Here is a 23,750-nt window from a genome sequence, read left to right as displayed (position 1 = left end):
CTGGTGATCGACGGCCGCAACTGCCTGGACGAGCCGCTGTGGACCGCGGCCGGCTGGACCTACCGCGGCATGGGCCGCCCCGGCTGATCCCGGCGGCGAATCGCCCGGCGAAGCGGAAACCTGCCCCGTTCGCGGCTGTTTCTGCGGTTCTGGACCTCGGTGAGCCTGTTCTAATGAGGTGTCGTACCGGCATGCTCTAGATAGGGACGCGAGGAGGTGCCGTGGCGCAGGCCGACGAGCCCGAACACTACGAAGACGAGCTGACCCGCATCGAGGCGTCGATCGCGGATCTGAAGATCCGTGACATGGCCGCCGCAGCCGAGCGCTCGCAGATCGCCGGCGAGCTGCAGGCTGCCCAGTTCCAGCGGGACATCCTCGCGCACGAACATCGGCGGCGTAATGCGCAGACCGGCAAGCCGCGGCGACTGCTGCGCCGCAAGCCGGACGGGTCCACCCGCGCCTCGGAGGTGCCACCGCCGCCGCAGCCGACCAGCCAGCACGGCACCGTCCCGACACCACCCGGCCCGCGCGTCGGCCGGGAGACCCGGGAGCGCCGCGCCGAGCGCGCGGAGCGGTCGGCCTCCGCGGGCGGTCCGCCGGACTGGGCCCGGACGGCGCGTCCCGGCGTGGCGTCGGACGGGGCGACCGCGCTGATCGACGACCCACCGCCGACCGAGACTCCGGCCGCCGACCGGCCGCCGCGGACCGAACACCAGCCGCATCCGCCCGAGGCGTCCACCAAGTCGGTGCAGAACATCCTCCTCGTGCTGAGCGCGTTGTTGCTGGCCGTGGCGGCGGTGGTGTCCGCGACGGTGGCGGTGGACAATCCGGTCGGCCGTTCGCTGGTCCTGCTGCTCATGGCCGCGCTGGCGCTGTTTGCGGCGCCGTGGATCTTGCAGCGCGAGTTGAGCTCCACCGCGGAGACGGTCGCCGCGGTGGGCCTGATCCTGGTGCCGGTGGTCGGCTATGCGCTGCAGGGCCGCGGCGCCCTGGCCGGCGTGACGGTGACCCTGCTGATGGGCGTCACGTTCTTGGTCACCGCGGTGGTCGCGTTCGTCTACGCGGGGCTCGTCCGGCTTGCCGCGCCGCGCTATGCCACGGTGCTCGCCCTGCAGCCGGTGCCGCTGCTGCTGGGCTACCCGCTGATCGAGAGCCCGGCCGGCTGGGCGCTGGCGCTGACCGTGGTTGCCCTGGTCGACCTGGTGCTGCTGACCACGGTGATTCAGCGGGTCCGGATGACGTGGCCGCCGCGGCGTCCCGCGCCGAGCGACGGCGAGGCGATGTCCGCCGCGGAGGCCCGGGACGCCGGCGCGCGGGACTTCGCCGAGCAGGAGTACGGCCCGGACCGGCCGGAGACCCGCCCGGAGGAGCCTGATCTCGTCATCCCGTCGATGTCCGGGCGGCGGCGCTGGCTGCCCAGCCGGATCTTCCCGGGACCGCGACCCGCGGGGGCACCCGCCGCGGGTAGCGTGCCGGCCCGGCCACCGGCCGCCACGGCGCCCTCCGCGGTCTGGTTGAGCGAGCTGACGTTCGCCCTGCTCTGCGCCGGTGTGGCCGGTGCGCTGCTGTACGGCGGCGGCGCGCTGATCGGCGCGGACGCCGTGCCGGACGCGGTGCGATCCGCGCTGATCCTGCTGCTCGCCGCGCTGACCGCGGTTGCCGCGGCACACATGCTGAACCAGCTCACCGCCCGCAACATCGCGGGCGGGGTGTTGACGCTGACCGTGATCGGTGGGTGTGCCCGCGTCGCGGCGGTCGCCGCCTCGCCGTGGGCGTTGGCCGTCGCTGCGGCGGCGGTCGCCTGCGCCGGTGCGGTGATCTCCAGGGTGCCCACGGAGGTGCGCCGCGGGCCGCAACTCGCCGCGGCCGGTGCGCTCTCCCTGATCGGCGTGTTCGTGGCGGTGGACGCCCTGCGCGCCGCGTTCGCACCGGTGCAGGCCGCGCGTCCGCTCTGGCATGCGGACACCGCGGGCTACGCGGACCGGATCGCGGCCGCCGCGGGACCCTCCGGCTGGCTCTTGGTGCTGGGCGCGCTCCTGGTCACCGTGGCCGCCGCGATGGCGTTGCCGACGGATGTCCGGCACGAGAGCGCGGTCGCCGGCGCGGCGCTGACGGTGCTGGCGGTGCCGTCCGCGCTCGGACTGCCCTGGTCCACCGCGCCCTGGCCGCTGGTGCTGGCGGCCATCGCCTTCGGCGCGTCCGGCCTGATGGCCCGCAGCCACCGGATCGCGGTCGCGCACATCGCCGCGGCCGGGGTGGTCGGCCTGTTCGGAGCCGGCGCGGCGCTGAGCGCCGTCTGGCTGACCGCGGCCGTGCTCACCGCGCTCGCCGGGGCCGGCGTCATGATCACCATCGCGGCCCGGCAGATCGCGCGCCAACTGTACGCCTGGGTGGTGGGCGACTGGGCCTCCGGCGCCGCCGCGCTGGCGCTGCCCGGTGCCGCGGTGACCGCGGCGCTGGCGGTGTCCGACCGCGGCAGCGGTCCGCCGCCCACCGAGACCGTCACGGTTCCGGCGCTGGCCTTCGGGTTCCTCGCGGTGGCCGGCACGCTGACCTACGCCGCGGTGTTCCAGGTGGCCCGCCGCGACATCAGCTTCCCGTTGACCGCGGGAACCGGCCTGGGCGCGGCGGCCCTGGCGCTGGCCGCGATCCTGTCGCCCGGCGCGACCGCACCCGACATCTGGGTGGGCGCGCTGCTCCTCGCCGCCGCGGGATTGCTGATCTTCGCGCCGTCCATCGACCGCAACCGGCGCCCGGACTGGCAACTCGACGGCCCGGACGTCGCCGCGGCGGCGGCCACGGTCGCGATCTGCGGTGCGCTGGCGCGGGTCGCCGCGCTCGCCTTCCCGGGCGCGCCGCTGTTCACTGCCGGCCTGATCGTGGTGCTGGTCGGGCTCGGCATCCGGCTGCTGCCCGGCACCTGGAGCCGCGGACCGGTCCGCGGGCTGGCCCTGGCCGGGGGTGTGGCCGGCGCGATCGCCGCCTGGCAGGCCCTCGCCGCCGGGCTGCGCATCATCGCCATGCCGGGACCGCTGTGGGCGTCCGACCTGAGCGGGTACGGTGCCGGCACCGCGCCCGGCGCATGGCAGGCCCCGGTCACCCTGGCGCTGATCGCGGTGGCGGCGGCCGCCGCCCTTCCCCCGCCGTATTCGTTCGATGTGGGCGCGGTGTGCGCCGCGCTGGCTGCCATCGGCGCCCCGGCCGCGTTCGGCCTGCCCTGGTGGTCACCGCTGCTGATCGGTGGCGCGGTGGCGCTGGCGTACGGCATCGCCGCGGTGGCCGCCGTCGAGCCGCGCGCCGCGATCGCCCGCGCGGCGGTCGCAGTGGTGGTGTCGTTGCACTTCGCCGGCGCGGGCCTGAACCGGCCCTGGTCCAGCGCCATGGCTTTCCTACTCATCACGGCGACGGGCGTCCTGGTCGCGGTGATGGCCCGGACCGCGATCAGCCCGGAGGCCGCGCACCGCGCGTTGGACGACAACCGGGCCGACGAGGCGGTGGTGCTGTCCGACACCGACACCGGCGTCCCCCGGCACCGCGAACAGATCGGCGGAGCGGCGCTCGGTGCGGCGTTGCTCGCGGCGCCCGGGGTGCTCGCCGCGCTGGCCGCCGAACAGGGACGGTCGGCACAGGTGGTGCTGACCGCCGCGCTCGCCGGTTCCAGCCTCAGCCTGGCCCTGCTGGCGCTGGCCGGCCGGCGCGCGGCGCCCTACCTGCCGTGGGCGACCGTGGGCATCGTGGGCGGAGCGACGGTCACCGCGATCGCCTCGATACCCACCTCGTTCCCCACCGCTCTGTACGCCGCCGCGGCTGCCCTGCTCGGCGTCATCGCCGAGCTGCTGCGGGGCGCCCACGGCACCTTCGACCGGGCACCGCGGCGCGCGGGCCTGCACCGCATCGTCGACCCGGCAACCGGCGCCGTCGCGGTGGCGATCCTGCCCACCGTCCTGGCGCTGATCTCGTTGCTGCCCGCCCTGCGCGCCGCGCTGGTCGACCCGTTCCAGCAGCTCGACGCCGTATGGGACGGTCCCGTCGCGGCGATGCTGCAGCCGTCGTCGGGCGTCGTGGACGGCACCGGCGTGCTGGCCGCGGTGCTGCTCACGGTGGCCGCCGCACTGGCCGCGCTGGGCTTCGGCGGTCATCCCGCCGAGGCGGTTCCGGTGATCCTGCCGGGGCTGGCGATCACGCTGCTCATCGCACCGGTGACGCTGAGCGCGTCATGGCCCGCCGCCACCGGCGCGGCGCTTGCCGTCTTCACCATCGTGATGCTCGGGCTTGCACTCACCCCGCCGCCGGTCGCCACCCGGGCGACCCTGCTCCGCTCGGTGCGCAACGCGGTCTTCGTGGTCGGCCTGATGGCCGGCGGCGCGGGCCTGGCCGGGAGCCTGGCCACCCGGCCGCTCACGCTGTTCACGCTGGGCAGCGCGGTGGGCGTGGGGCTTGTCGCGGCGGTCACCGGACGCACCGCGCACGCGCGGATCCTGGGTTGGCTGTTCGCCGCCGTGATGGCGCAGTTCTTCGTGTTGACGGCGCAGCTAAGCGCCGGTCTGACGCCGGCGTGGGCCGCGTTCGGCGTGCTCGCGGTGGGCGCCGCACTGCTCATCGTGGAAGCGGCCGTGCCACGGCTCGGCAATCCCGCGTACGCCCGGGAAGCGCTCACGGTGGAATGGAGCGGCTACGCGTCCGCCTTGCTCGCCGGGGCCCTGGCGTTCGACTCGCCGCCGCATCTGGCCGCGCTGATGGCCGCCTGGGGCGCGGTCCTGGGCCTGGCCGCGAGCCGTCCCGGCCGCACCGCCACCCAGCGCCGCAACCTGTTCTGGCTGGCGGTCGGTTTCGAGATCGTCGGCATCTGGATGTTCATGACGCTGTCCGAGGTGGCGGTGCCGGAGGCGTACACGTTGCCGTTCGCCGCGCTAGCGCTGCTCGTCGGCCTTCTGGAGGCGCGCAGCCGACCCGAGCTGAGCAGTTGGGCGGCGTACGGGCCGTCGCTGTTGGCCGCCTTCGTGCCGTCCCTGGGCATCGTGCTGGCCACCGACTCCGGGGATCTGCGCGAGGTGCTGCTCCTGCTCGGCGCGGTGCTGACCCTGATCATCGGATCGCGCCTGCAGCAGCAGGCACCGGTGGTGATCGGGGCCGCCGCGACAGTGGTCACGGCGATCCACTTCGCGACCACGCTTGTCGGCCCGTGGCTGGTGCTGGTGCCGGTCGGGGTGGTGCTGCTGTTCGCGGGCGCCACCAACGAGAACCGGCGGCGCGCACACGAACGGTTCCGCGGCGCGCTGGGCCGGATGCGCTGAGCACACCCGGCCGGAAGCCGGCCGGGCGCTCAGCCCATCAGCTTGTTCCGCAGCGCGGCGTCCTTCTCCTGGACCAGTCGCTCCAGCCCGGTCTGGAAGTCCGCCATGCGCGCCCGCACCGCCGGGTCGCCGGCGCCGAGGATGCGCACCGCCAGCAGCCCCGCATTGCGGGCGCCGCCGATGGACACGGTCGCCACCGGCACGCCGGACGGCATCTGCACGATGGACAGCAGCGAGTCCATCCCGTCCAGATGCTTCAGCGGCACCGGCACGCCGATCACCGGCAGCGGGGTCAGCGAGGCCACCATGCCGGGCAGGTGCGCCGCGCCGCCCGCGCCGGCGATGATCGCCCGCAGCCCCCGGTCGGCGGCCGAGGTGGCGTAGTCGACCATCTTGCGCACGGTGCGGTGCGCCGAGACGACACCCACCTCGAACGGCACGTCGAACTCGGCCAGGGCGAGCGCCGCCGCCTCCATGGTCGGCCAGTCGGAGTCGCTGCCCATGATGATGCCGATCTGCGGTGCCACCTATTCGCCCTCCTGCAACCAGCGCGCCGCGCGGCTCGCCCGTGCGCGGACCTCGTCGAGATCGTCACCGAGCACCGTCACGTGCCCGATCTTGCGTCCGGGTCGGACCTGCTTGCCGTACAGGTGGACACGCGCCCCGGGGTCGGCGGCGAAAAGATGGTGCAGCCGCTCGTCCAGGGACATGCCGCCGGGTGCGCCGCCCAGCACGTTGGCCATCACCACCGCCGGCGCGGCCAGGGCGGTCGACCCCATCGGGTAGTCCAGCACCGCCCGCAGATGCTGCTCGAACTGCGAGGTGCGCGCGCCCTCGATGGTCCAGTGCCCGGAGTTGTGTGGGCGCATCGCCAGCTCGTTGACCACCAGGTCGTCGCCCAGGTCGAACAGCTCCACCGCGAGCAGGCCGACGACGCCCAACTGGTGCGCCACGTCGATGGCCAGTTGCTGCGCGCGGGTCGCCATCTCCTCGGTGATGCCCGGCGCCGGGGCCAGCACCTCCACGCAGATGCCGTCCCGCTGCACGGTCTCCACCACCGGGTAGGCCGCGACCTGCCCGAACGGCGACCGGGCCACGAGCGCGGCCAGCTCCCGGCGCAGCGGCACCCGCTCCTCCAGGATCAGCGGCGTGCCGGTGGCCAGCAGCTCGGCATCCGCCTGGGCATCGTCGAGCATCCACACCCCGCGGCCGTCGTATCCCCCGCGAACCGCCTTGGCGACCACCGGGCGACCGGTGGTCGCCGCGAACGCGGCCACGTCGTCCGCCGTCGCGGCCGGACGCCACCGCGGCACCGGCGCGCCCAGCTCCGACAGGCGCTCCCGCATCCGCTGCTTGTCCTGCGCGAAGACGATCGCGTCGGCACCCGGGAAGACCTTGACGCCCTCGGCGGCCAACGCGCGGATGTGCCCGGTCGGCACGTGCTCGTGGTCGAAGGTCACCGCGTCGCAGCCCTTGGCGAACTCGCGCAACGCCGCCAGGTCGGTGTGGCTGCCGATCCGCACGTCGGCCGCGACCAGCGCGGCGGCATCATCCGGCGACGCGGCCAGCACGCGCAGTGACTGGCCGAGGGCGATCGCCGCCTGATGAGTCATCCGCGCCAGTTGGCCGCCACCCACCATGCCGACCACCGGCAGCCCGGTCCGCGTGTCCATCGCCGAGACAGCCTAGTCAATCCACCGGCGACGGCCCTGGTCGGGCCGGGTCTCAGCCGGCGAGCAACGCGGCCAGCTCCGGCACGGTGGTCACCGGACGGTCGCAGACGAACCCCCGGCAGACGTACGCGGCGGGGCCGCCCTCGACCAGCGAACGCCCGGCAAGCAACGGGACGCCCGGCTGATCCGGCCGCCCGGCCACCACCACCGCGCCCGCGGTCGCGTGCTGGTGGGCCGCCGTCACCAGCGGGTCATCCCGCGGGTCGGTGGTGGCCACGGCGATCTCGTGCGGCCCGGTCAGCGTGGCCTCGGCCACCGCAGCGGCGTACCCGGCGAAGCGGGGATGGCCGGCGATCAACGATCCGGCGGCGGCCAGCGCCTCATCCGCGGCCTGCCGGTACCGGGTCCGTCCGCTCAGCGCCGCGTACGAGACCAGGGCCGCACAGATCGCGGACCGTCCGGAGGGGGTGGCGTTGTCGGTGGGGTCGGCCGGACGGGCGACGAGCCTCTCGGCGTCGTCGGCGGTGTCGTAGAACCCGCCGCCGGGCGCGGCGAAGTGCGTGAGCGCCACGTCCAGGAGTTGCCCGGCGAGATCCAGCCACCGGCCGTCGCCGGTGAGCTGATGCACGGCGCAGAACGCCTCCGCGACGCATCCGTAGTCCTCCAGCACCCCGGCCGGCTCGCCGACGGCGCCGTCGCGGGACACCCGGCGCAGCCGGCCCGCCACGAGGTGACGATCGGCGAGCGTGCCGGCCAGCGCCACCGCAGCGTCCCGGGACGGCGCCGAGCCGGTCAGCACGCCGTGCTCGGCGAGCGCGGTCACCGCCAAGCCGTTCCAGGACGCCACCACCTTGTCGTCGCGGGCGGGCTGCGCACGCTCGGCGCGCGCGGCGAGCAGACGTGCGCGCACGTCACGCCAGCGGCGCACCAGGTCGGGGTCCGCGGCGTCGATGTCCCGGCCGAGCACCAGCACGCTGCGACCGTGCTCGAACGTGCCGGCCTCGGTGACCCGGAACAGGTCGGCCGCCCACGGCCCGTCGTCCGCGCCCAGGACCGTGGTGAGTTCGGCCGGGGTCCAGGCGTAGGTCAGTCCCTCCACTCCGGCGGTGTCGGCGTCCAGCGCGCTCGCCAGCCCGCCGGCCGGCGTGGTCAGGTCGCGCAGCAGGAACGCGGCCGTCTCGTCGGCCACCCGGCGGGCCAGCACGTCCCCGGTGAGGCGCCACATCTGGGTGTAGACCCGCAGCAGCAGGGCGTTGTCGTAGAGCATCTTCTCGAAGTGCGGAACGGTCCACGTGGCGTCCACGGCGTACCGGGCGAAGCCGCCGGCCAGTTGGTCGTAGATGCCGCCGCGGGCCATCTGCTCGCAGGTGTGCCGCACCATCTCAAGCGCGTCAGACGAGCCGGTGCGGCGGTGGTGGCGCAGCAGGAACAGCAGGTTCATGTGCGGCGGGAACTTCGGGGCGCCGCCGAACCCGCCGTGGGTGGTGTCATGCTCCTTGGTCAGGGTGGTCACCGCGGTGTCGAGCAGCGGCGCGGACACCGGGGTGGCCGGCCCGCCGGACAGTTGCGCCCCGGCGACCGCCTCCACCACGGCGACGCCCTGCTGAAGCACGTCCTCGCGCTGCTCGCGCCAGGCTTTGCGGACCGAACCGAGCAGACGCACGAAGGTGTCCCGGGGAAAATAGGTCCCGCAGAAGAACGGGCTCCCGTCGGGCGCGGCGAACACCGTCATCGGCCACCCGCCTTGACCGGTCATCGCCTGCGTAGCGGTCATATAGACCGCATCCACGTCGGGCCGTTCCTCGCGGTCCACCTTGATCGCCACGAAACCGTCGTTGAGCAGGGCTGCGACCTCCTCGTCCTGGAACGATTCGTGGGCCATCACGTGACACCAGTGGCAGGCGGCGTATCCGACCGAGATCAGCACCGGTACGTCGCGCCGGCGCGCCTCAGCGAACGCCTCGTCCGACCATTGCCACCAGTCGACCGGGTTGTCGGCGTGCTGTTGCAGGTAGGGCGAGGTGGCGTTGACGAGTCGGTTGGCCATGCCCCAACGCTAACGCCAGGCCGGCTTATGACGCGTCGTCGGCGCGCAGCGGGACGATCCGGGCGCGGTCCGCGGTCTCCGCCAGGCGGCGCAGGGCGCCCACGATCCGGTCCGGCGGCAACGGGCGACAGAAGTGGTAGCCCTGCGCCGAGCTGCAGCCCATGGCGATCAGCGCGGCCCGCTGCTCCGCCGTCTCCACGCCTTCCGCGACCACGCGCACGCCGAGCCGCTCGCCGAGTTCGACGGCGCCTCGGACCACCGCCTCGGCGGCCGGGGAGTCGATCATCTGATCCACGAACGAGCGGTCCACTTTGATCTCGTCGACCGGCACGCGCGTGACGAAGGCCAGCGACGAGTACCCGGTGCCGAAGTCGTCGACCGATAGCTGCACGCCGGATTCGCGCAGGGCGGCGAGGACCTGGTCGACCGTGCCCCGTTCGCTGACCGCCACCGACTCGGTGATCTCCAGGACCAGCGTGTCGGCGGGCAGCCGATGCCGGCGCAGCATGTGCGCCACTTGGCTGGGGAACGTGGCGTCCAGCAGGGTCCGCGCCGACACGTTGACCGAGACGGGCAGGTCCACGCCGTGCGACGACCAGTCGGCCGCGGCTGCCAGCGAGCGGTCCAGCACGTACCGGGTGAAGGCGCCCAGGAGCTGGCTGTCTTCCACGCCGCTGATGAACACGGCGGGTGACAACTGGCCGCGGCGGGGATGCCGCCAGCGTGCCAACGCCTCCACGCCGGTGGGCATGCCGGTCTTCAGATCGACCGCCGGCTGCATGACGATCATCAGTTCGTCGTCGGCCTCCAGGGCGTCCCGGAAGTCGGCCAGCATGGCGAGGTGGTCCGTGCTGCTGACGTCGCGGCTGCTGTCGTACGCCGCCACCACGGTCTGCTGGCTCTTGGCCTCGCCGAGCGCGAGCGCCGCCCGGCGCACCAGCTCGGCCATGTCGGCGTGGGAGGCCGGCCCCACCGCCACCCCGACCGCGCCCTCGATCACCAACCGCACGCCGGACACCTCCATCGGCTGCGAAACGCCGTCCACCAGTTCCCGGGCGCGGCGCATAGCCCACGGCAGGGGGTTGGGCGTCTCGCTCAACGGTGTCGCGGAGCTCGCCAGGGCCGCGACGGCGGGCACGAAGACGGCGAACTCGTCGTCGCCGAACCGGGCGACCAGGTCTCCGGCCCGGGAGAGGTCGAGGAGCCGCTGCGCCACCAGGGCCAGCACCTCGTCGCCGGCCCGGTGCCCGAGTGTGCGGTTGACCTCGCTGAACTTCGTCAGGTCCAGGAGCAGAACGGCCACCTGCTGATCGCGGTCCTGCGAGCGCAGCAGCGTGTCACCGTCGGCCAGCAACGCGCTGCGGTTCACCAGCCCGGTCACCGGATCGTGCACCAGGTCCCGCGCCATCCGGGCTTCGAGCCGGAACAACCGCTCGTGCGCCGCGACGTCGTGCACGGCGCCGGCCAGCGCATCGCCGTACGCGGACAGCACCGACTCGTCTCCCGCGAGGGGAACGGTGGTGTCCGGTAGCCAGACGGACAGGCTGCCCATCGGCGTCCGGCCCACCGTCATCGATTTGGTCACCACGGGCCCGGTGCGGTCCGCGGCCATGGCCTCCCAGCCCGGGGCGTCGAGGCTGCGCCGATGCCGCTCACCGCCGGGCGCCAGCACGTCGACCTCCACTCGCCGGGCGGCGAAGATCTCCACGGCGCCGGACAGGCCCGCCTCCACCACCTGACGCTGGGTCGGCTGCGGCAGGGCGGCCACCGCCCGGGCGAACGCGGCCCAGGTCCGACGGTCATGCTCGCCGCGCAGGTGGTAGCGGTAGGTGCGCTGCAGAAACCAGAACACCGCCGGGGCGCCCAGCAGCCACCACGGCGCGTCCAGCAGGGTCACCACGCCCAGGCCGACGAGCACGTTGCCGACGAACACCGGCGCCTTGCCACGTGCGGCCTGCCGCAAAGAGACGCGGAGCAGCCTGTCCCGGTCGGCGAACAGCAGCAGCGTGCCGACCCCGAACATCACCAGTTGGCTGGTGGCGGCACCGGCGGCCAGCGCGACGGCCAAGCGTCCGCTGGGCACCCCGGACTGGTCCGCGATGGACGACGCGACGACGGCGCCGGCCGTGGCTCCCAGGGTGAGCGAGGCGGCGATCCACAGCGCTTCGAGCGGGGGTCGCGCCTCGCCGATCTGGGACAGCAGGAAGAACACCGCCGTCGCGCCGAGGAGCGTCGTGGCGGGCAGCCACCCGGGCGGGACGAGCACGAAGGCCACGATGAAGGCGGCCTCGCCCCAGGACACATGCGCCGTGCCGCGCCCGAGTCGAAATCGGATCCGGGCGAGCTGACCGGCCACGACGACCGTAAGCGCCACCGCGGCCCCGCCTGCCACGACGAGCGGGGCGCCGGGCGGACGGTCGCCGGGGAAGACGAGCCCGAGCACCGCGGCCAGCGCCGCAGCGCCGACGACACCGGACCAGAGGACCCAATGCAGATTCCATCGGGGCAGCGGGTCGCTGCCCGACGGGGTGCGACCGGGGCGGACGTCGTTGCCGATCGTGAGGGGGGCGGTCATGCCATCCCCCTGATCAACAACGGCACTCGCGTTTGCACGTGCATCTGCAGTGGAGTCTGCGGGGGGCGGAAAGTGGTCATCATCAATGCCCCCTTCCGCACAGGGTCCAAGGGCGTCACAGCCCCCGGCGGAAGGCTAAGCCAATCTCGATGAACGCAACAGGGGTCGGGCGCGTGCGACTGTCATTGTTCACACGGGAACTTCGCCATTCGCCCGCGTCGGACACCCGTCACACCGACCGGCGAACTCAGTCCCGATCCGTCGTGGCGGTGCCCTCGCCGGCGCCGTCCGAGCCGCCCGTCCGCTGCATGCCGACACCCGGATCGGGAGCCGAATCGCCTGCTCGCGAGCCTTCATCGACGGTCGGCGAGCGGTCCGCGGCGGGCCGGTCCAAATCCGCCTCCAGCCGGGCGATCTCCGACTTCCGCCGGGCGGCTTCGTCATCCGGGAAACTGTCGGGAAGCCGACGAAGGCGCTTGTTCATGTTGCGAATCAACAGAACTGTTGCTATGGACAGCAACACGATGATGAACAGTCCCATCGGGCCGGCCAGGCCGCCCGAGCGGGTATCACCGAAATTGTTGACTGCCACGAACTCCACGTGACGAGGATACGCCTCAGCCGACCTGCACCGATTCCCGGATGCCGGCGAACAGATCGGACTCCGGGACCGGGCTGTCCACCAGCGACCGCACCAACTCGAAGTCCTCCGTCGGCCAAACCTTCTGCTGCAGTTCCAGCGGCACGTGGAACCAGAAACCGTCCGGATCGACCTGCGTGGCGTGTGCGCGCAGGGCATCGTCGCGAACGTGGAAATAGTCACCACACTCGATGCGTGTGGTGATGCGGTCGCCCCGATCCTCGCGCTCGGCCCACCGATCCAGCCACTGGGCATAGGGCGATTCCATGCCCGCCGCCAGCATCCCCTCGTGCAGCGCCAGCATCCGCGCCTTGCTCCAGCCCGAGTTGTAGTAGAGCTTGCTGGGTTGCCACGGCTCCCCCAACTCCGGGTGCACCTCCGGGTCGCCCGCCATGTCGAACGCCGCCACGCTGATCCGGTGGCACATGACATGGTCGGGGTGCGGGTAACCGCCGTTCTCGTCATAGGTCGTCAGGACGTGCGGCTTGACCTCACGAATCAGCTTGACCAGCGGCAACGCGCCCTCCGCCGGATCCACCAGCCCGAACGACCCCTCCGGCAACGGCGGCAGCGGGTCCCCCTCGGGCAGGCCCGAATCGACGAACCCCAGCCACGCCTGCTCGACGCCGAGGATCTCCCGCGCCTTGGCCATCTCGGCCCGGCGAATGTTCGAAATGTCGGCCCAGACCTCCGGCCGATCCATCTTGGGATTGAGCACACTCCCCCGCTCGCCCCCGGTGCACGTGGCGACCATCACCCGGACGCCCTCGGCGACGTAACGCGCCATCATGGCCGCACCCTTGCTCGACTCGTCGTCCGGGTGCGCGTGCACCGCCATCAGACGCAACTGCTCAGCCACGAAAACTCCTCGACCTGGCCACCCGACGGTCGCCCTTGTCGGCTGCGAGAATGGACATGACCATTCTGTCGGACCCCTCCGACAACGAACGCACGAGAGGCACCCCCTGTGAGCGAGACGCGCACCACAACTGCGGCGTTTCCGCCCGGCCGGTACGGTCACCGACGCGAGCCGCGCCGCCGCCCGGTCATGCCGATCGTGTTCGCCGCGGTGATCGCTGTGGTCGCCGTCACACTTTCCATCAAGCTGTACGACACCTACGGTCGGCCCGACTACAAGGCCCAGGTCATCGGGTGGACCGACGACACCGCCGACGCGATCGTCCTCGACTACACGGTGCGTGTGCCGGACAGCGGGTCGGCGACCTGCGCCCTGCGGGCTCTCACCTTCGACAAGACGGTGGTCGGCCAGCGCCAGGTGACGCTGCACGCGGCCGACGGGAGCGCCACGATCACCGCCAGCACGCCGATTCCCACCACCCAGAAGGCCGTCGCGGCGGAAGTAGTCGGGTGCCGTCCGGCCGGATGACGGCTACGTTGGACGACAGCACCGCGGTCGCGGCACGGACCGGCCCGCGTGCTGGCAAGCATGCCCGACCGGCAGCGCGCGAGAACCGCTGACGCCGACGGTGCGGGCAACCGGCAACCCGGGACAGAGATCCGTGTGGATCTCAATTCAGCAACATAACGCATACCGGGTGACACGAGTACCGCTGGTAAGCTTGGTGATTCGCTCCGTTCAGCCTAATCAGCTCAAGCTATCGCGCTCATTGTTCAAACAGCTCGCCGTACAGCAAGGAGATCGACCGTGACCAGTTCAGAGGCGTCGAAGACCTGGCTCTCGCAGGACGCTTACGACAGGCTGCAGGCCGAACTCGACGAAATGATCGCGGCCCGGCCGGCCATCGCGGCGGAGATCAACGCCCGACGCGAGGAAGGCGACCTGCGGGAGAACGGCGGCTACCACGCCGCCCGCGAGGAGCAGAGCAAGCAGGAAGGCCGCATCCTTTACTTGAAGGAATTGCTGCGCACCGCCGAGGTGGGCGAGGCCCCGAGCGCCGACAAGGTGGCCCCCGGCACGGTCGTCACGATCTACTTCGACGACGACCAGAGCGACACCGAGACCTTCCTGCTCGGCTCGCGCGAGATCTCCGCGACCACCGACCTCACGGTCTACAGCCCGGAGTCCGCGCTGGGCACCGCGATCCTCGACGCCACCGCTGGCCAGACGGTGACCTACACCGCCCCGAGCGGCGCGGACATCAAGGTCACGGTGGTGAAATTCGAGCCCTTCGGCGGCTGAGCCGTCCACATGCTGGGAGCCCGCCGTGCGCCTTCGGCGCGCGGCGGGCTCGCGCCTTCCACGGCCGGGACTGGGCACGCCACGGCCGGGACTGGGCACGCCACGGCCGGGACTGGGCACGCCACCGTCACGAGGACAACAGCGTGACCTGGTGTCCGCCCGCACGCAGCGCGCCGATCAGCGACGTGGAGTGGTCCGGTCCTCGGGTCTCCACGGCCAGGGCGACCTCCACCTCACCGAAACCCAGGCGTGGGTTCTGCCGGGTGTGGAAGACGTCCACGATGTTGGCTCGCTGCTCGGCGATCTTCCCGAGCAGGCGGGCCAATTCGCCCGGCTGATCCGTGCACCGCACCGACAGCCGCAGGAAGCGACCCGCCGACGTCAGACCATGCTCGATGACCTTGAGCAGCAGCATCGGGTCGATGTTGCCGCCGGAGAGGATCGCCACCACCGGCCCGGTCACGTCCATCGACTCGCCGAGCAACGCGGCCACCGCCGCGGCACCGGCCGGTTCGACCACCATCTTGTGCCGCTCCAGGAGCACCAGCAGCGCGGCGGACAGATCGTCGTCGGTGACCGTGACGACGTCGTCCACCAGCTTCGCCACGTGAGCGAAGGTGAGCACGCCCGGCTGCAGCACGGCGATGCCGTCCGCGATCGTGGCGGAGGCGTCCAGCCGCACCGGCGCACCGGCGGCCAGCGACGGCGGATAGGCCGCGGCACCGCCGGCCTGCACGCCGATGATGCGGACATCGGGCCTGGCCGCCTTGACGGCGACGGCAACGCCGGAGATCAGCCCGCCGCCACCCACCGCGGTGACGATGGTGCCCACCTCCGGACACTGATCCAGAATCTCCAGGCCCACGGTGCCCTGCCCGGCGATGACGTCCGGGTGGTCGAACGGGTGGATCAGGACCGCGCCGGTACGCTCGGCGAACTCCCGCGCCGCGACAAGCGCGTCGTCGACGCTGGCGCCGGCGTACTCGATGGCCGCGCCGTACCCCTTCGTGGCGGTCACCTTCGGCAGCGGCGCACCCTCGGGCATGAACACGGTCGCCTTCGCGCCGAGCAGCCCGGCCGCCAGGGCGACGCCCTGCGCGTGATTGCCGGCGCTGGCCGCCACCACGCCGCGGGCCCGCTCGGCGTCCGGCAGACGGGCGATCCGGGTGTACGCCCCGCGCACCTTGTACGACCCGGCACGCTGCTGGTTCTCGCACTTGAGCAGCACCGGCAGCCCGAGCGCCTGGGTCAGCGGCCGGGACTCCTCCAACGGCGTGGTGCGCACCACCGGCGTGAGCAGCCGCCGCGCCGCCTCGATGTCGGAGCGCGCCACCAACGCGGTTACCTCAGATGTCACCGCACCATCGTGCCACCGCGGCGGAGCGGGTCAGACCATGGCCAGTCGCTGCCAGGGGTTGGCCAGTTCGAGCTGCCCCGCTACGGACAGCAGCAGCAGCTCCGAGTCCGGCGGCCCGACCAGTTGGACGCCCAGCGGCAACCCGTCCGGGCGGAACCCGACCGGGACCACCAGAGCCGGCAGCCCGGCCATGTTCCACGGCGCGAGATACGGCGCGTACCGGATATTAGTCCGCAAATTCGACAGCCAACTGCCCGTCGCATGCCCGTACGCGGTCGGCGGCGTGGCGGCCAACGCCGGCGTGACCAGCAGATCGATCCCGCGGTCCGCGAAAAACCCGACGGCACGGCGACGCCACGAATCCCGCTGCGCTTGATGAACCCATCCCCGGCGCCACACGAAACGGCCCAGACGGGCATGCTGCCGGGTGCGCCGCTGCAAGGCCGCCCAGTCGAGGAACTCGGCTTCCCGGTACGCCACGGCGAGCCACGTGGCCATGCCGGTCAAGCCCAGCAGGGGCGAGTACGGCGGATTCGCGGTCACCATGTCGTGTCCCGCGCCGATCAGCAGCCGTCCCGCCGTGGAGACCGCGGACCGGTTCGGCTCGTCCGGCCGCACCCCGGCCACCGGCGAGCGCAGCGACACCCCGATCCGCAGGCGCTGCGGCTCCACCAGCTTCACCGGGCCGCGACCGGCCAGCACGCCGAAGCCCAGCGCGGCGTCCGCCACCGTGGTGGTCAGCACGCCGTTCTCGGCCAGCCCGAACCAGTCCTCCCGCCCGAGGTCGCACGGCACCACACCACGACCGGGTTTCAAACCGACCAGGCCACAGCACGCCGCCGGGATGCGCAGCGAGCCGAGGCCGTCGTTGCCCTGGGCGATCGGCACCAGGCCCGCCGCCACGGCCGCCGCGGCGCCGCCGGAGGAGCCGCCGGGCGTACGATCCAGGGCCCACGGGTTGCGGGTGGCCACGTCCACGTCGTCGGTGACGCCCCACAGCGCCAGCTCCGGCATCCGGGTCAGACCGACCACCACCGCGCCGGCGCCGCGCAGCCGCCGGACCACCTCGTGGTCGTCCTCGGCGAGCGGGCTCTGCACGGCGGACGATCCGATCCACGTCGACAGCCCGGCCACCGGTGTGTTCTCCTTCACCGCCACCGGCACCCCGGCCAGCGGCAGGTTGGCCAGATCTTCCTGCTCGTCGACCTTCTCCGCCTCGGTGATCGCCTCCCCGGCGCGCACCACCCGGAACGCGCCGAGCGAGTCGTCCGAAATGCCGATCTGTTCCAGGTGGTCGGCGACGACCTGTGTGGCCGACGTGTCACCCCGGCGCACCGCACGGGCGATCTGCTTCGCGGTGGCGCCCACCCACGTCTTCGGTTCGAGCTCCAAGGCCCCTCCCTCTACAGGGGACGCAGCGCCTGCTCCAGGTCGGCGAGCAGATCATCGATCGTTTCGATGCCGACAGACAGTCGCACGAGATCGGCGGGTACTTCAAGCGCCGAGCCCGCCGCGCTCAGGTGTGTCATCTGTCCCGGATGTTCGATAAGCGACTCCACCCCACCCAGCGACTCCGCGAGCACGAACAGCCGGGCCCGGTTGCACACCCGGACCGCCTGCTCGGGACCGCCGGCCAGCCGGAACGAGACCATCCCGCCGAAGCGGCGCATCTGCTTGGCCGCGGTCTCGTGTCCGGGATGCGACGCCAGCCCGGGGTAGAGCACCCGGGTCACCGCCGGGTGCCTCTCCAGGTACGCCACCACCCGCTCGGCGTTGTCACAGTGCCGATCCATCCGTACGCCGAGGGTCTTCACGCCGCGCAGGGTCAGCCACGCGTCAAACGGGCCGTTGACCGCGCCCATCGCGTTCTGGTGGAAGGCCAATTGCTCGCCCAGCTCGTCGCCGGCCGTGACCAGCGCGCCGCCGACCACGTCGGAATGCCCGCCGAGGTATTTCGTGGTGGAGTGGACCACCACGTCCGCGCCCAGCGTGAGCGGCTGCTGGAGGTACGGCGAGGCAAAGGTGTTGTCCACCGCGAGCAGCGCGTCGAACTCGTGCGCCAGTCCGGCCAGCGCGGCGATGTCGGCCACGTTCAGCAGCGGATTGGTCGGGGTTTCACTCCAGATCAAGCGCGTGTGTCCGGGCCGGAACGCGGCACGCACCGCATCCGGGTCGCTCAACGGCACCGCGGTCCAGTCCAGGCCCCAGTTCTCCGCCACCTTCGCGAAGAGACGGTACGTTCCGCCGTACGCGTCGTCCGGGATCACCACATGGTCGCCGGGCCGGCACACCGCCCGCAGCAGGGTGTCCTCCGCCGCCAGGCCGCTCGCGAAGGCCAGCCCACGGCGCCCGCCCTCCAGCGCCGCAAGGCACTCCTGGAGGGCGTCCCGGGTCGGGTTGCCGGACCGGCTGTACTCGTAGCCCAGCCGGGGCGCGCCCACGGCATCCTGCGCGTACGTCGACGTCTGATAGATCGGCGGCACGACAGCCCCGGTACGCGGGTCGGGTTCCTGACCCGCGTGGATGGCAAGCGTGTCGAAGCCGTGCGCGTCGGCGGTCATGGACGTGTTCTCCTCCTGGCATGAGCGCGGGCCGGGCAGTGCGACACCACAGACTAGTCTCACGACGTGGCGGATTGCGTCTTCTGTGGCATCGTGGCGGGCTCCGTGCCCGCGTTCCGGGTGGTCGACACGCCCGACGGGATCGGATTCCTGGACACCCGCCCGGTGTTCAAGGGACACGTGCTGGTGATCCCCCGCGAGCATGTGGCGCAACTGACCGACCTGACGGCCGACCGGCTGCCCGGATATTTCCGTCTGGTGCAGGCGGTCGCGGCCGCGGTGCCGGCGGCGCTGGGCTCGCAGGGGACATTCGTCGCACAGAACAACATCGTGTCGCAGTCCGTGCCGCACCTGCACACCCACGTCGTACCGCGCACCAGGGGCGACGGGCTGCGCGGCTTCTTCTGGCCGCGGCACCGCTACGCCTCCGACCAGGAGGCCGCGTCCTTCGCCGAGCGTATCGGTAAGGAACTCGGGTAAGGATTGCTTACGCCCCGGCGTTGACGAGCTCGGATGAAGGGAGTGACCGTGTTCCTGCGGCACAAGAAGCTCGAACTGCCCACCCCCAACAAGGCGCTGCCCGGCCGCCCGCTACCGATGCCGGTCGCCGACACACACACCGTTCTCGGCACCCCGCTCAAGGGCCCGTGGCCCGAGGGTCACCAGGTCGCGGTGTTCGCGATGGGCTGTTTCTGGGGCGCGGAAAAGATCTTCTGGCAGCTTCCGGGCGTCTATTCGACGTCGGTCGGGTACGCCGGCGGATTCACCGCGAACCCGACGTACGAGGAGACATGCTCGGGCGCGACCGGGCACGCTGAGGTCGTCCAGGTGGTGTACGACCCGGCCAAGACCAGCTTCGACAGCCTGCTCAAGGCATTCTGGGAGAACCACGACCCGACGCAGGGCATGCGCCAGGGCAACGATGTGGGCACCCAGTACCGCTCCGCGATCTACACCACGACACCGGAGCAGGCACGGGCGGCGGAGGCGTCCCGCGCGGCGTTCCAGCCGGTGGTGACGGCGGCCGGTCACGGGCAGATCACCACCGAGATCAAGCCGCTGGGCGACTACTTCTACGCCGAGGACTACCACCAGCAATACCTGTCGGATGCGAAAAATCCGGGTGGTTATTGCAACCATGGCCCCAATGGCATGACCTGTCCGGTTGGCGTCGCCAAGACCGTATAGCCGGCGGGCATCGGCCACCCATCGGCGGTGGCCGATGCCACCCACAACCTCTTCGCACCGTCCACGCGGCGGCGAGATCTTGCAGCCGCCAGATTGCTTCGCCACGATGGCGGGGTGGTCAAAGACTGGGTTCGCTGGCACCAGGACTACGAGACCCCCGACTCGTCGCTGTCCCGGAGGCTGGTAGTCGTTCAGGAGTTTCTGGTGCGAGCGCTGACCGAGGCACCTGCCGAGCCGGGCGGACAGCGACGGCTGATCAGCTTGTGCGCCGGTGACGGCCGGGATGTGCTGCCTGTGCTGGCACGCCATGACTCTGGCCGAACAGTCCGAGCGGTGTTGGCGGAACTGGATCCCGCACTGGCTGAAAGGGCTCGCACGACGGCCGGGGAACTGAACTTGCCCCATGTCGACGTGCGGACCGGAGATGCGGGCCTGATAGACACGTACCTTGATGCAGTTCCGGCTCACCTGGTCATGACATGCGGGGTCTTCGGCAACATCGGCGATGAGGATGCACGGAGGACAATTGCCGCATTACCCGACTTGCTGGTCGCGGGCGGAATCGTGATCTGGACTCGCGGTCGCGGCAACGGGAGCGCGGATCCGAGCTCCCGCGTGAGGGCCCATTTTGCGGAGAACGGATTCAAGGAGCTGGCATTCACCCAGCCAACCGACGCCCGGTTCCGAGTCGGCATGAACCGCCTGGTCGGCGACTCCTCTTCGGCACGACAACCGCCACGGCGGCTGTTCGCATTTGCCTGACGGCTTCAGCCGGTGGCTTCGCAAGACACTTTGCAATACATTTCGTCTCATGACCACCATTACGTTCCGAGCGGACGACGACGTCGACGAGGCCCTCGCGGAGCTGACTTCCGGGGACCGGGACCGCTCCCAGGTCATTCGCGACGCCATCCTCGCCGCCTGGCGTCTCCGCCGGGCCGAACAGCTACGCGCCGAGGCCGAAGCGGTCGCGGCAGACCCGGACGACGTTGCTGAGGCGCGGGCGGTGCTCGCCGACATGGAGTCGCTGCGTGCGTGGTGACGTCCACGAACTGAAAGCCCCGGGGGATGCCCGGGGACACGAGCAGCGCGGCAACCGCTTCGCGGTGGTCGTACAGTCCGACTTACTTCCGCTCTCGACCTTGCTCGTCGCACCCACCTCGACCAGCGCCAGGCCGACAAGCTTCCGGCCGGAGATCGAGATCAACGGGAAGACCACCTATGTCCTGACCGAACAGACCGCCGCGATCCAGCCAGAGCGCCTCGGCCGCATAGTCGGCCACCTCTCGCACAACGAGCTGACAGCGGTCGACGCCGCTCTCCGAACGGTTCTCGACCTTTAGGCGCCACGGGACGAGGCCGGAGGGGTCCGGGCCAGCGGCAGTACCGCATCGTTCGTCAGGATCGAAGAACCCGTACGGCTATTGCAACCACGGCCCGAACGGCATGACCTGCCCGGTCGGAGTGGCCACCACCGACTGACGGGCGTGCCGGGGCTTCGGTCCGTGATCGAAGGCCCGGCACGACGACGGCCGGGCAGCACACCCCGAATCTGTACAGACTTCACGCCAGATTTGGCCATACTGCGAGCATGACCACGAGCATGACCACGCTGCCGTTCACCGACGCGCGCAACCGGCTCTCGGAACTCATCGACGAGGTGTCCCGGACCCACGAGCGGGTCGAGATCACCCGGCACGGGCAGCCCGTCGCCGTCCTCGTCTCGGCCGACGACCTCGCAGCGCTGGAGGAGACCCTTGAGGTCTTGTCCAGCCCCGAGGCCATGCGGCAGTTGGCCGAGTCCCGGGCGGCGGCGAAAGCGGGTGACGTCCTCGACGCCGAAGAACTCGCGGCGTTGATGGCCAAGCGCCCGCGGTGAGCGGCCCCGACCGCTACCGGCTCCGCGTGGCCGGACCGGCAGCACGGGCTCCCGCGCGAAACCTGCCCGAAAAGATCGCCACCGCCGTCTACGAGTTCATCACCACGACGCTTCTCGACGATCCGCACCGCGTCGGGAAGAGGCTTATGCTGCCGCCCTTCGAAGGCACCTGGTCGACCCGGCGCGGGACCTACCGCGTCCTGTACGAGATCGACGAGGACGACCACACCGTTCTCGTCACGGCGGTCGAACACCGCGCGGACGCGTATCGTCCCCGCTGAGTACCTCCCGCCAACCCTGCGGCCACCTCTGCGGCCGAGCTGACGCGCGCGCCTGGCTTGCGCCACCCCAGCCGCATCCTCGCGCCCGGCTGCGGCAAGCGGACGGGCGGTCGGCACCTGTCAACACCACGCCATGATCCGTTACTCTCTGTCATTCCTCTAGGCGACAAATATAGAAAAGTAATGACATTTAACCTCACACTGAGTCGAGGGGGTGGAGGCATATCGGAGGTGAGGCGACATGCCGGGATACGTCAACGATGAAGAGCGCGCGACGTGGCTCGTGGGCGAAGCGATGCTCCGTACCGCCTGCTCGATGATGAAGCAGGCGGAGGAGGCCCAGGAAGCCTTCAAGCACGGCCAAGACCTGACCAAGGACTGGTGCGCGCGACGGGGAATCGGCAGCACCGACGCCGAGATCCGCTGGTCCGGAACCGCCCAGGCGCAGAACGCCCTGGCACAGAACAGCTTTCACGTGGGTCTGGCCACCATGTACTTCGGGGCCGCGGCTGCTCATTTCGTGCGAGCGCAGTATCTCCGCAACCGCAACAGCCGATGACGCGACAGGCGGCGGGCGGGGCGCGGGCAGGCCCGGGTCGCCGGGTCGCCGGGTCGCCGGAGACGGATGTGTCCCCGCCGTCGGCAAGGCACCATGAAGGGGTGCAGACAGCGACCGAGACCGAACGCAAGTATGACGTCCCCGATGGATTCGACCTGCCCGCACTGGACGACGCCGGCACGCCGCGCGTTCACGATCTTGACGCCATCTATTACGACACCGACGATCTGCGGCTCGCGCGCCATCGTCGCACCCTGCGGCGCCGATCCGGGGGCACCGATGCGGGCTGGCATCTGAAGACGCCCGGCGACGGCACCGGCCGCACCGAGCATCAGATGCCGCCGGACGGCGACTCGGTGCCGGGCGAGCTTCGGGCCGTGGTGCGCGCCCTGGTGCGCACCAGCGAGCTGCGCCCGGTCGCCCGTCTGCAGACGCACCGGGTGGAGACCCCGCTGCACGACGCGCGGGGCCGCACCCTGGCGCTGATCGCCCAGGACGAGGTGACCGCCACCGTGGACGACCGCGTGTGGCGGTGGCGGGAACTGGAGGTGGAACTGGTCGACGGCGACGTGGCGCTGCTGGAGCGGGTGGAGAGTCTGCTGCTGCGCGCCGGCGCCCGGCCCGCTTCCGGGCCGTCGAAGCTCGCCCGCGCCCTCGGCGACAAGCTGACGCCGGCACCCTCGGCGCGGATCAAGGACCCCGCCCTGCGGTACGCCCGGGAGCAGCGGGACGCGATCGTGGCGCACGATCCGGGCGTTCGCGCCGGTGACCCCGAGGCGGTGCACAAGATGCGCGTCGCGACTCGTCGGCTGCGGAGCGTGCTGAAGACGTACCGGAAAAGCTTTCGTGCGGAGCCGTCGGCGCACGTGCGGGCCGAGTTGAAGTGGCTGGCGGAGAAGCTGGGAACGGTGCGCGACGCGCAGGTGATGCAGCGCAAGCTGCTGTCCGTGGTCGAGCGGGAGACCGACGAGGTGGCCGCGATCGCGGAGCGGATCCGCGAGCATCTGGGCGAGGCGGAGCGGTGCGGGCGGCGGGAGCTGGGTACCGCGCTGGACGGCGAGCGCTACCTGACATTGCTGGATGCGATCGACGATCTGGTGGCCGGACCGGACCGCCCGCACGGCGACCCGCGACGGCGGGCGGACAAGGCGTTGCGCACCGCCGACCGGGAACTCGACGAGGCGCGCCTGACGCTGGACGACGCGGCGCTGCACGGCGCCCGCAAATCGTACAAACGGGCCCGGTACGCGATCGAGGTGATGGTGCCCGACCAGGGACGGCGCGCGAAACAGCTCGCCGATGCCGTGTCGCGGTTGCAGGACGTGCTGGGCGCGCACCAGGACGCGGTGGTCGCCCGGGAACTGCTGCGCGAGCTGGCCTCGCAGGCCGCGGACGGTTTCCCGTACGGCGTCGCCTACGCCCGTCAGGAGCAGGCCGGCCAGGACGCGCTGGGCCAGCTCCCGGTGACGTTGGAGGACGTTCGCCGGCGCAAGTTGCGCGACTGGTTGACCTGAGGTTCACACAAATCCGTTGTC

The 23,750-nt window shown here is 71.7% G+C and carries 21 protein-coding genes and 1 pseudogene; 13 read left to right on the top strand and 9 right to left on the bottom strand.

Going from position 1 to position 23,750, the window contains the following annotated elements; all coding sequences use genetic code 11:
• Positions 1-221: 221 nt before the first annotated feature.
• Entirely contained in the window at positions 222-5,294 is a 5,073-nt protein-coding gene (locus IEY73_RS23390; protein ID WP_189081442.1) for an SCO7613 C-terminal domain-containing membrane protein, read from the top strand.
• 29 nt (positions 5,295-5,323) lie between these two features.
• On the opposite strand, the gene purE is transcribed toward IEY73_RS23390, so the two are convergent.
• The 6 genes from purE to mca form a co-directional block, all read right to left on the bottom strand.
• A complete protein-coding gene (gene purE, locus IEY73_RS23385) occupies positions 5,324-5,821 on the bottom strand; it encodes a 5-(carboxyamino)imidazole ribonucleotide mutase (protein WP_268240479.1) in 498 nt (165 codons plus the stop codon).
• Complete coding sequence (locus tag IEY73_RS23380; protein WP_189081441.1) at positions 5,822-6,967, bottom strand: 5-(carboxyamino)imidazole ribonucleotide synthase; 1,146 nt, start codon at positions 6,965-6,967, stop codon at positions 5,822-5,824. It lies immediately after the preceding gene.
• Between the two features lie 52 nt (positions 6,968-7,019).
• Positions 7,020-9,014, bottom strand: a complete 1,995-nt coding sequence (locus tag IEY73_RS23375; RefSeq protein ID WP_189081440.1) for a thioredoxin domain-containing protein — start codon at positions 9,012-9,014, stop codon at positions 7,020-7,022.
• 25 nt (positions 9,015-9,039) lie between these two features.
• The gene (locus IEY73_RS23370; protein WP_189081439.1) at positions 9,040-11,589 is read right to left on the bottom strand and encodes a putative bifunctional diguanylate cyclase/phosphodiesterase; all 2,550 of its coding nucleotides are present in this window, start codon (positions 11,587-11,589) and stop codon (positions 9,040-9,042) included.
• 247 nt (positions 11,590-11,836) lie between these two features.
• On the bottom strand, positions 11,837-12,130 hold the full coding sequence (locus IEY73_RS23365) for a hypothetical protein (protein ID WP_229716076.1): 294 nt from the start codon (positions 12,128-12,130) through the stop codon (positions 11,837-11,839).
• A 76-nt stretch (positions 12,131-12,206) separates the two neighbouring features.
• Complete coding sequence (gene mca, locus IEY73_RS23360) at positions 12,207-13,088, bottom strand: mycothiol conjugate amidase Mca (protein WP_189081437.1); 882 nt, start codon at positions 13,086-13,088, stop codon at positions 12,207-12,209.
• Between the two features lie 108 nt (positions 13,089-13,196).
• On the opposite strand from mca, the gene IEY73_RS23355 reads away from it, so the two are divergent.
• Together IEY73_RS23355 and greA are read left to right on the top strand one after the other, a co-directional pair.
• Positions 13,197-13,616, top strand: coding sequence for a DUF4307 domain-containing protein (locus tag IEY73_RS23355; protein WP_189081436.1), 420 nt, complete (start codon positions 13,197-13,199; stop codon positions 13,614-13,616).
• A 279-nt stretch (positions 13,617-13,895) separates the two neighbouring features.
• Positions 13,896-14,390 (top strand): transcription elongation factor GreA, encoded by a 495-nt coding sequence (gene greA / locus IEY73_RS23350; RefSeq protein WP_189081435.1) that lies wholly within the window; start codon positions 13,896-13,898, stop codon positions 14,388-14,390.
• A gap of 127 nt (positions 14,391-14,517) precedes the next feature.
• Here the strand turns inward: greA and ilvA are convergent, their stop codons facing one another.
• Genes ilvA through IEY73_RS23335 form a run of 3 tightly spaced genes read right to left on the bottom strand, consistent with a single transcriptional unit; the run spans position 14,518 to position 18,308 of the window.
• Positions 14,518-15,747 (bottom strand): threonine ammonia-lyase, encoded by a 1,230-nt coding sequence (gene ilvA / locus IEY73_RS23345; RefSeq protein ID WP_189081434.1) that lies wholly within the window; start codon positions 15,745-15,747, stop codon positions 14,518-14,520.
• A 30-nt stretch (positions 15,748-15,777) separates the two neighbouring features.
• Positions 15,778-17,139, bottom strand: coding sequence for an amidase (locus tag IEY73_RS23340; protein WP_189081433.1), 1,362 nt, complete (start codon positions 17,137-17,139; stop codon positions 15,778-15,780).
• An 11-nt stretch (positions 17,140-17,150) separates the two neighbouring features.
• Positions 17,151-18,308, bottom strand: a complete 1,158-nt coding sequence (locus IEY73_RS23335; RefSeq protein ID WP_189081432.1) for a cystathionine gamma-synthase — start codon at positions 18,306-18,308, stop codon at positions 17,151-17,153.
• A 66-nt stretch (positions 18,309-18,374) separates the two neighbouring features.
• On the opposite strand from IEY73_RS23335, the gene IEY73_RS23330 reads away from it, so the two are divergent.
• The 10 genes and pseudogenes from IEY73_RS23330 to IEY73_RS23290 all read left to right on the top strand — a co-directional run bounded on the left by IEY73_RS23330 (position 18,375) and on the right by IEY73_RS23290 (position 23,729).
• Positions 18,375-18,788: an HIT family protein gene (locus IEY73_RS23330; RefSeq protein ID WP_189081431.1), complete on the top strand. Its 414-nt coding sequence runs from the start codon at positions 18,375-18,377 to the stop codon at positions 18,786-18,788.
• A 48-nt stretch (positions 18,789-18,836) separates the two neighbouring features.
• Positions 18,837-19,496, top strand: coding sequence for a peptide-methionine (S)-S-oxide reductase MsrA (gene msrA / locus IEY73_RS23325; protein ID WP_189081449.1), 660 nt, complete (start codon positions 18,837-18,839; stop codon positions 19,494-19,496).
• Positions 19,497-19,523: 27 nt separating this feature from the next.
• Entirely contained in the window at positions 19,524-20,258 is a 735-nt protein-coding gene (locus IEY73_RS23320) for a class I SAM-dependent methyltransferase (protein WP_229716073.1), read from the top strand.
• Between the two features lie 49 nt (positions 20,259-20,307).
• Positions 20,308-20,538: a hypothetical protein gene (locus IEY73_RS23315; RefSeq protein ID WP_189081430.1), complete on the top strand. Its 231-nt coding sequence runs from the start codon at positions 20,308-20,310 to the stop codon at positions 20,536-20,538.
• Complete coding sequence (locus tag IEY73_RS23310; RefSeq protein ID WP_189081429.1) at positions 20,528-20,839, top strand: type II toxin-antitoxin system PemK/MazF family toxin; 312 nt, start codon at positions 20,528-20,530, stop codon at positions 20,837-20,839. The genes IEY73_RS23315 and IEY73_RS23310 overlap by 11 nt, the downstream gene beginning before the upstream one ends.
• A gap of 61 nt (positions 20,840-20,900) precedes the next feature.
• Positions 20,901-20,978: pseudogene (locus IEY73_RS33725) on the top strand (peptide-methionine (S)-S-oxide reductase MsrA); the annotation flags it as partial.
• Positions 20,979-21,087: 109 nt separating this feature from the next.
• Positions 21,088-21,375: a type II toxin-antitoxin system Phd/YefM family antitoxin gene (locus IEY73_RS23305; RefSeq protein WP_229716072.1), complete on the top strand. Its 288-nt coding sequence runs from the start codon at positions 21,088-21,090 to the stop codon at positions 21,373-21,375.
• Complete coding sequence (locus IEY73_RS23300) at positions 21,372-21,656, top strand: type II toxin-antitoxin system RelE family toxin (RefSeq protein ID WP_189081428.1); 285 nt, start codon at positions 21,372-21,374, stop codon at positions 21,654-21,656. Before IEY73_RS23305 ends, IEY73_RS23300 begins: the two co-directional genes overlap by 4 nt.
• A 241-nt stretch (positions 21,657-21,897) precedes the next feature.
• Positions 21,898-22,215, top strand: a complete 318-nt coding sequence (locus tag IEY73_RS23295) for a hypothetical protein (RefSeq protein WP_189081427.1) — start codon at positions 21,898-21,900, stop codon at positions 22,213-22,215.
• 101 nt (positions 22,216-22,316) lie between these two features.
• A complete protein-coding gene (locus IEY73_RS23290) occupies positions 22,317-23,729 on the top strand; it encodes a CYTH and CHAD domain-containing protein (protein ID WP_189081426.1) in 1,413 nt (470 codons plus the stop codon).
• Positions 23,730-23,750 lie beyond the last annotated feature (21 nt).

The organism is Mangrovihabitans endophyticus (assembly GCF_014646155.1).
GTDB classification, from domain to species: domain Bacteria; phylum Actinomycetota; class Actinomycetes; order Mycobacteriales; family Micromonosporaceae; genus Actinoplanes; species Actinoplanes endophyticus.
Note: the sequence above shows the minus strand (reverse complement) of the source record. Positions and strands in the feature narration are given on the sequence as shown.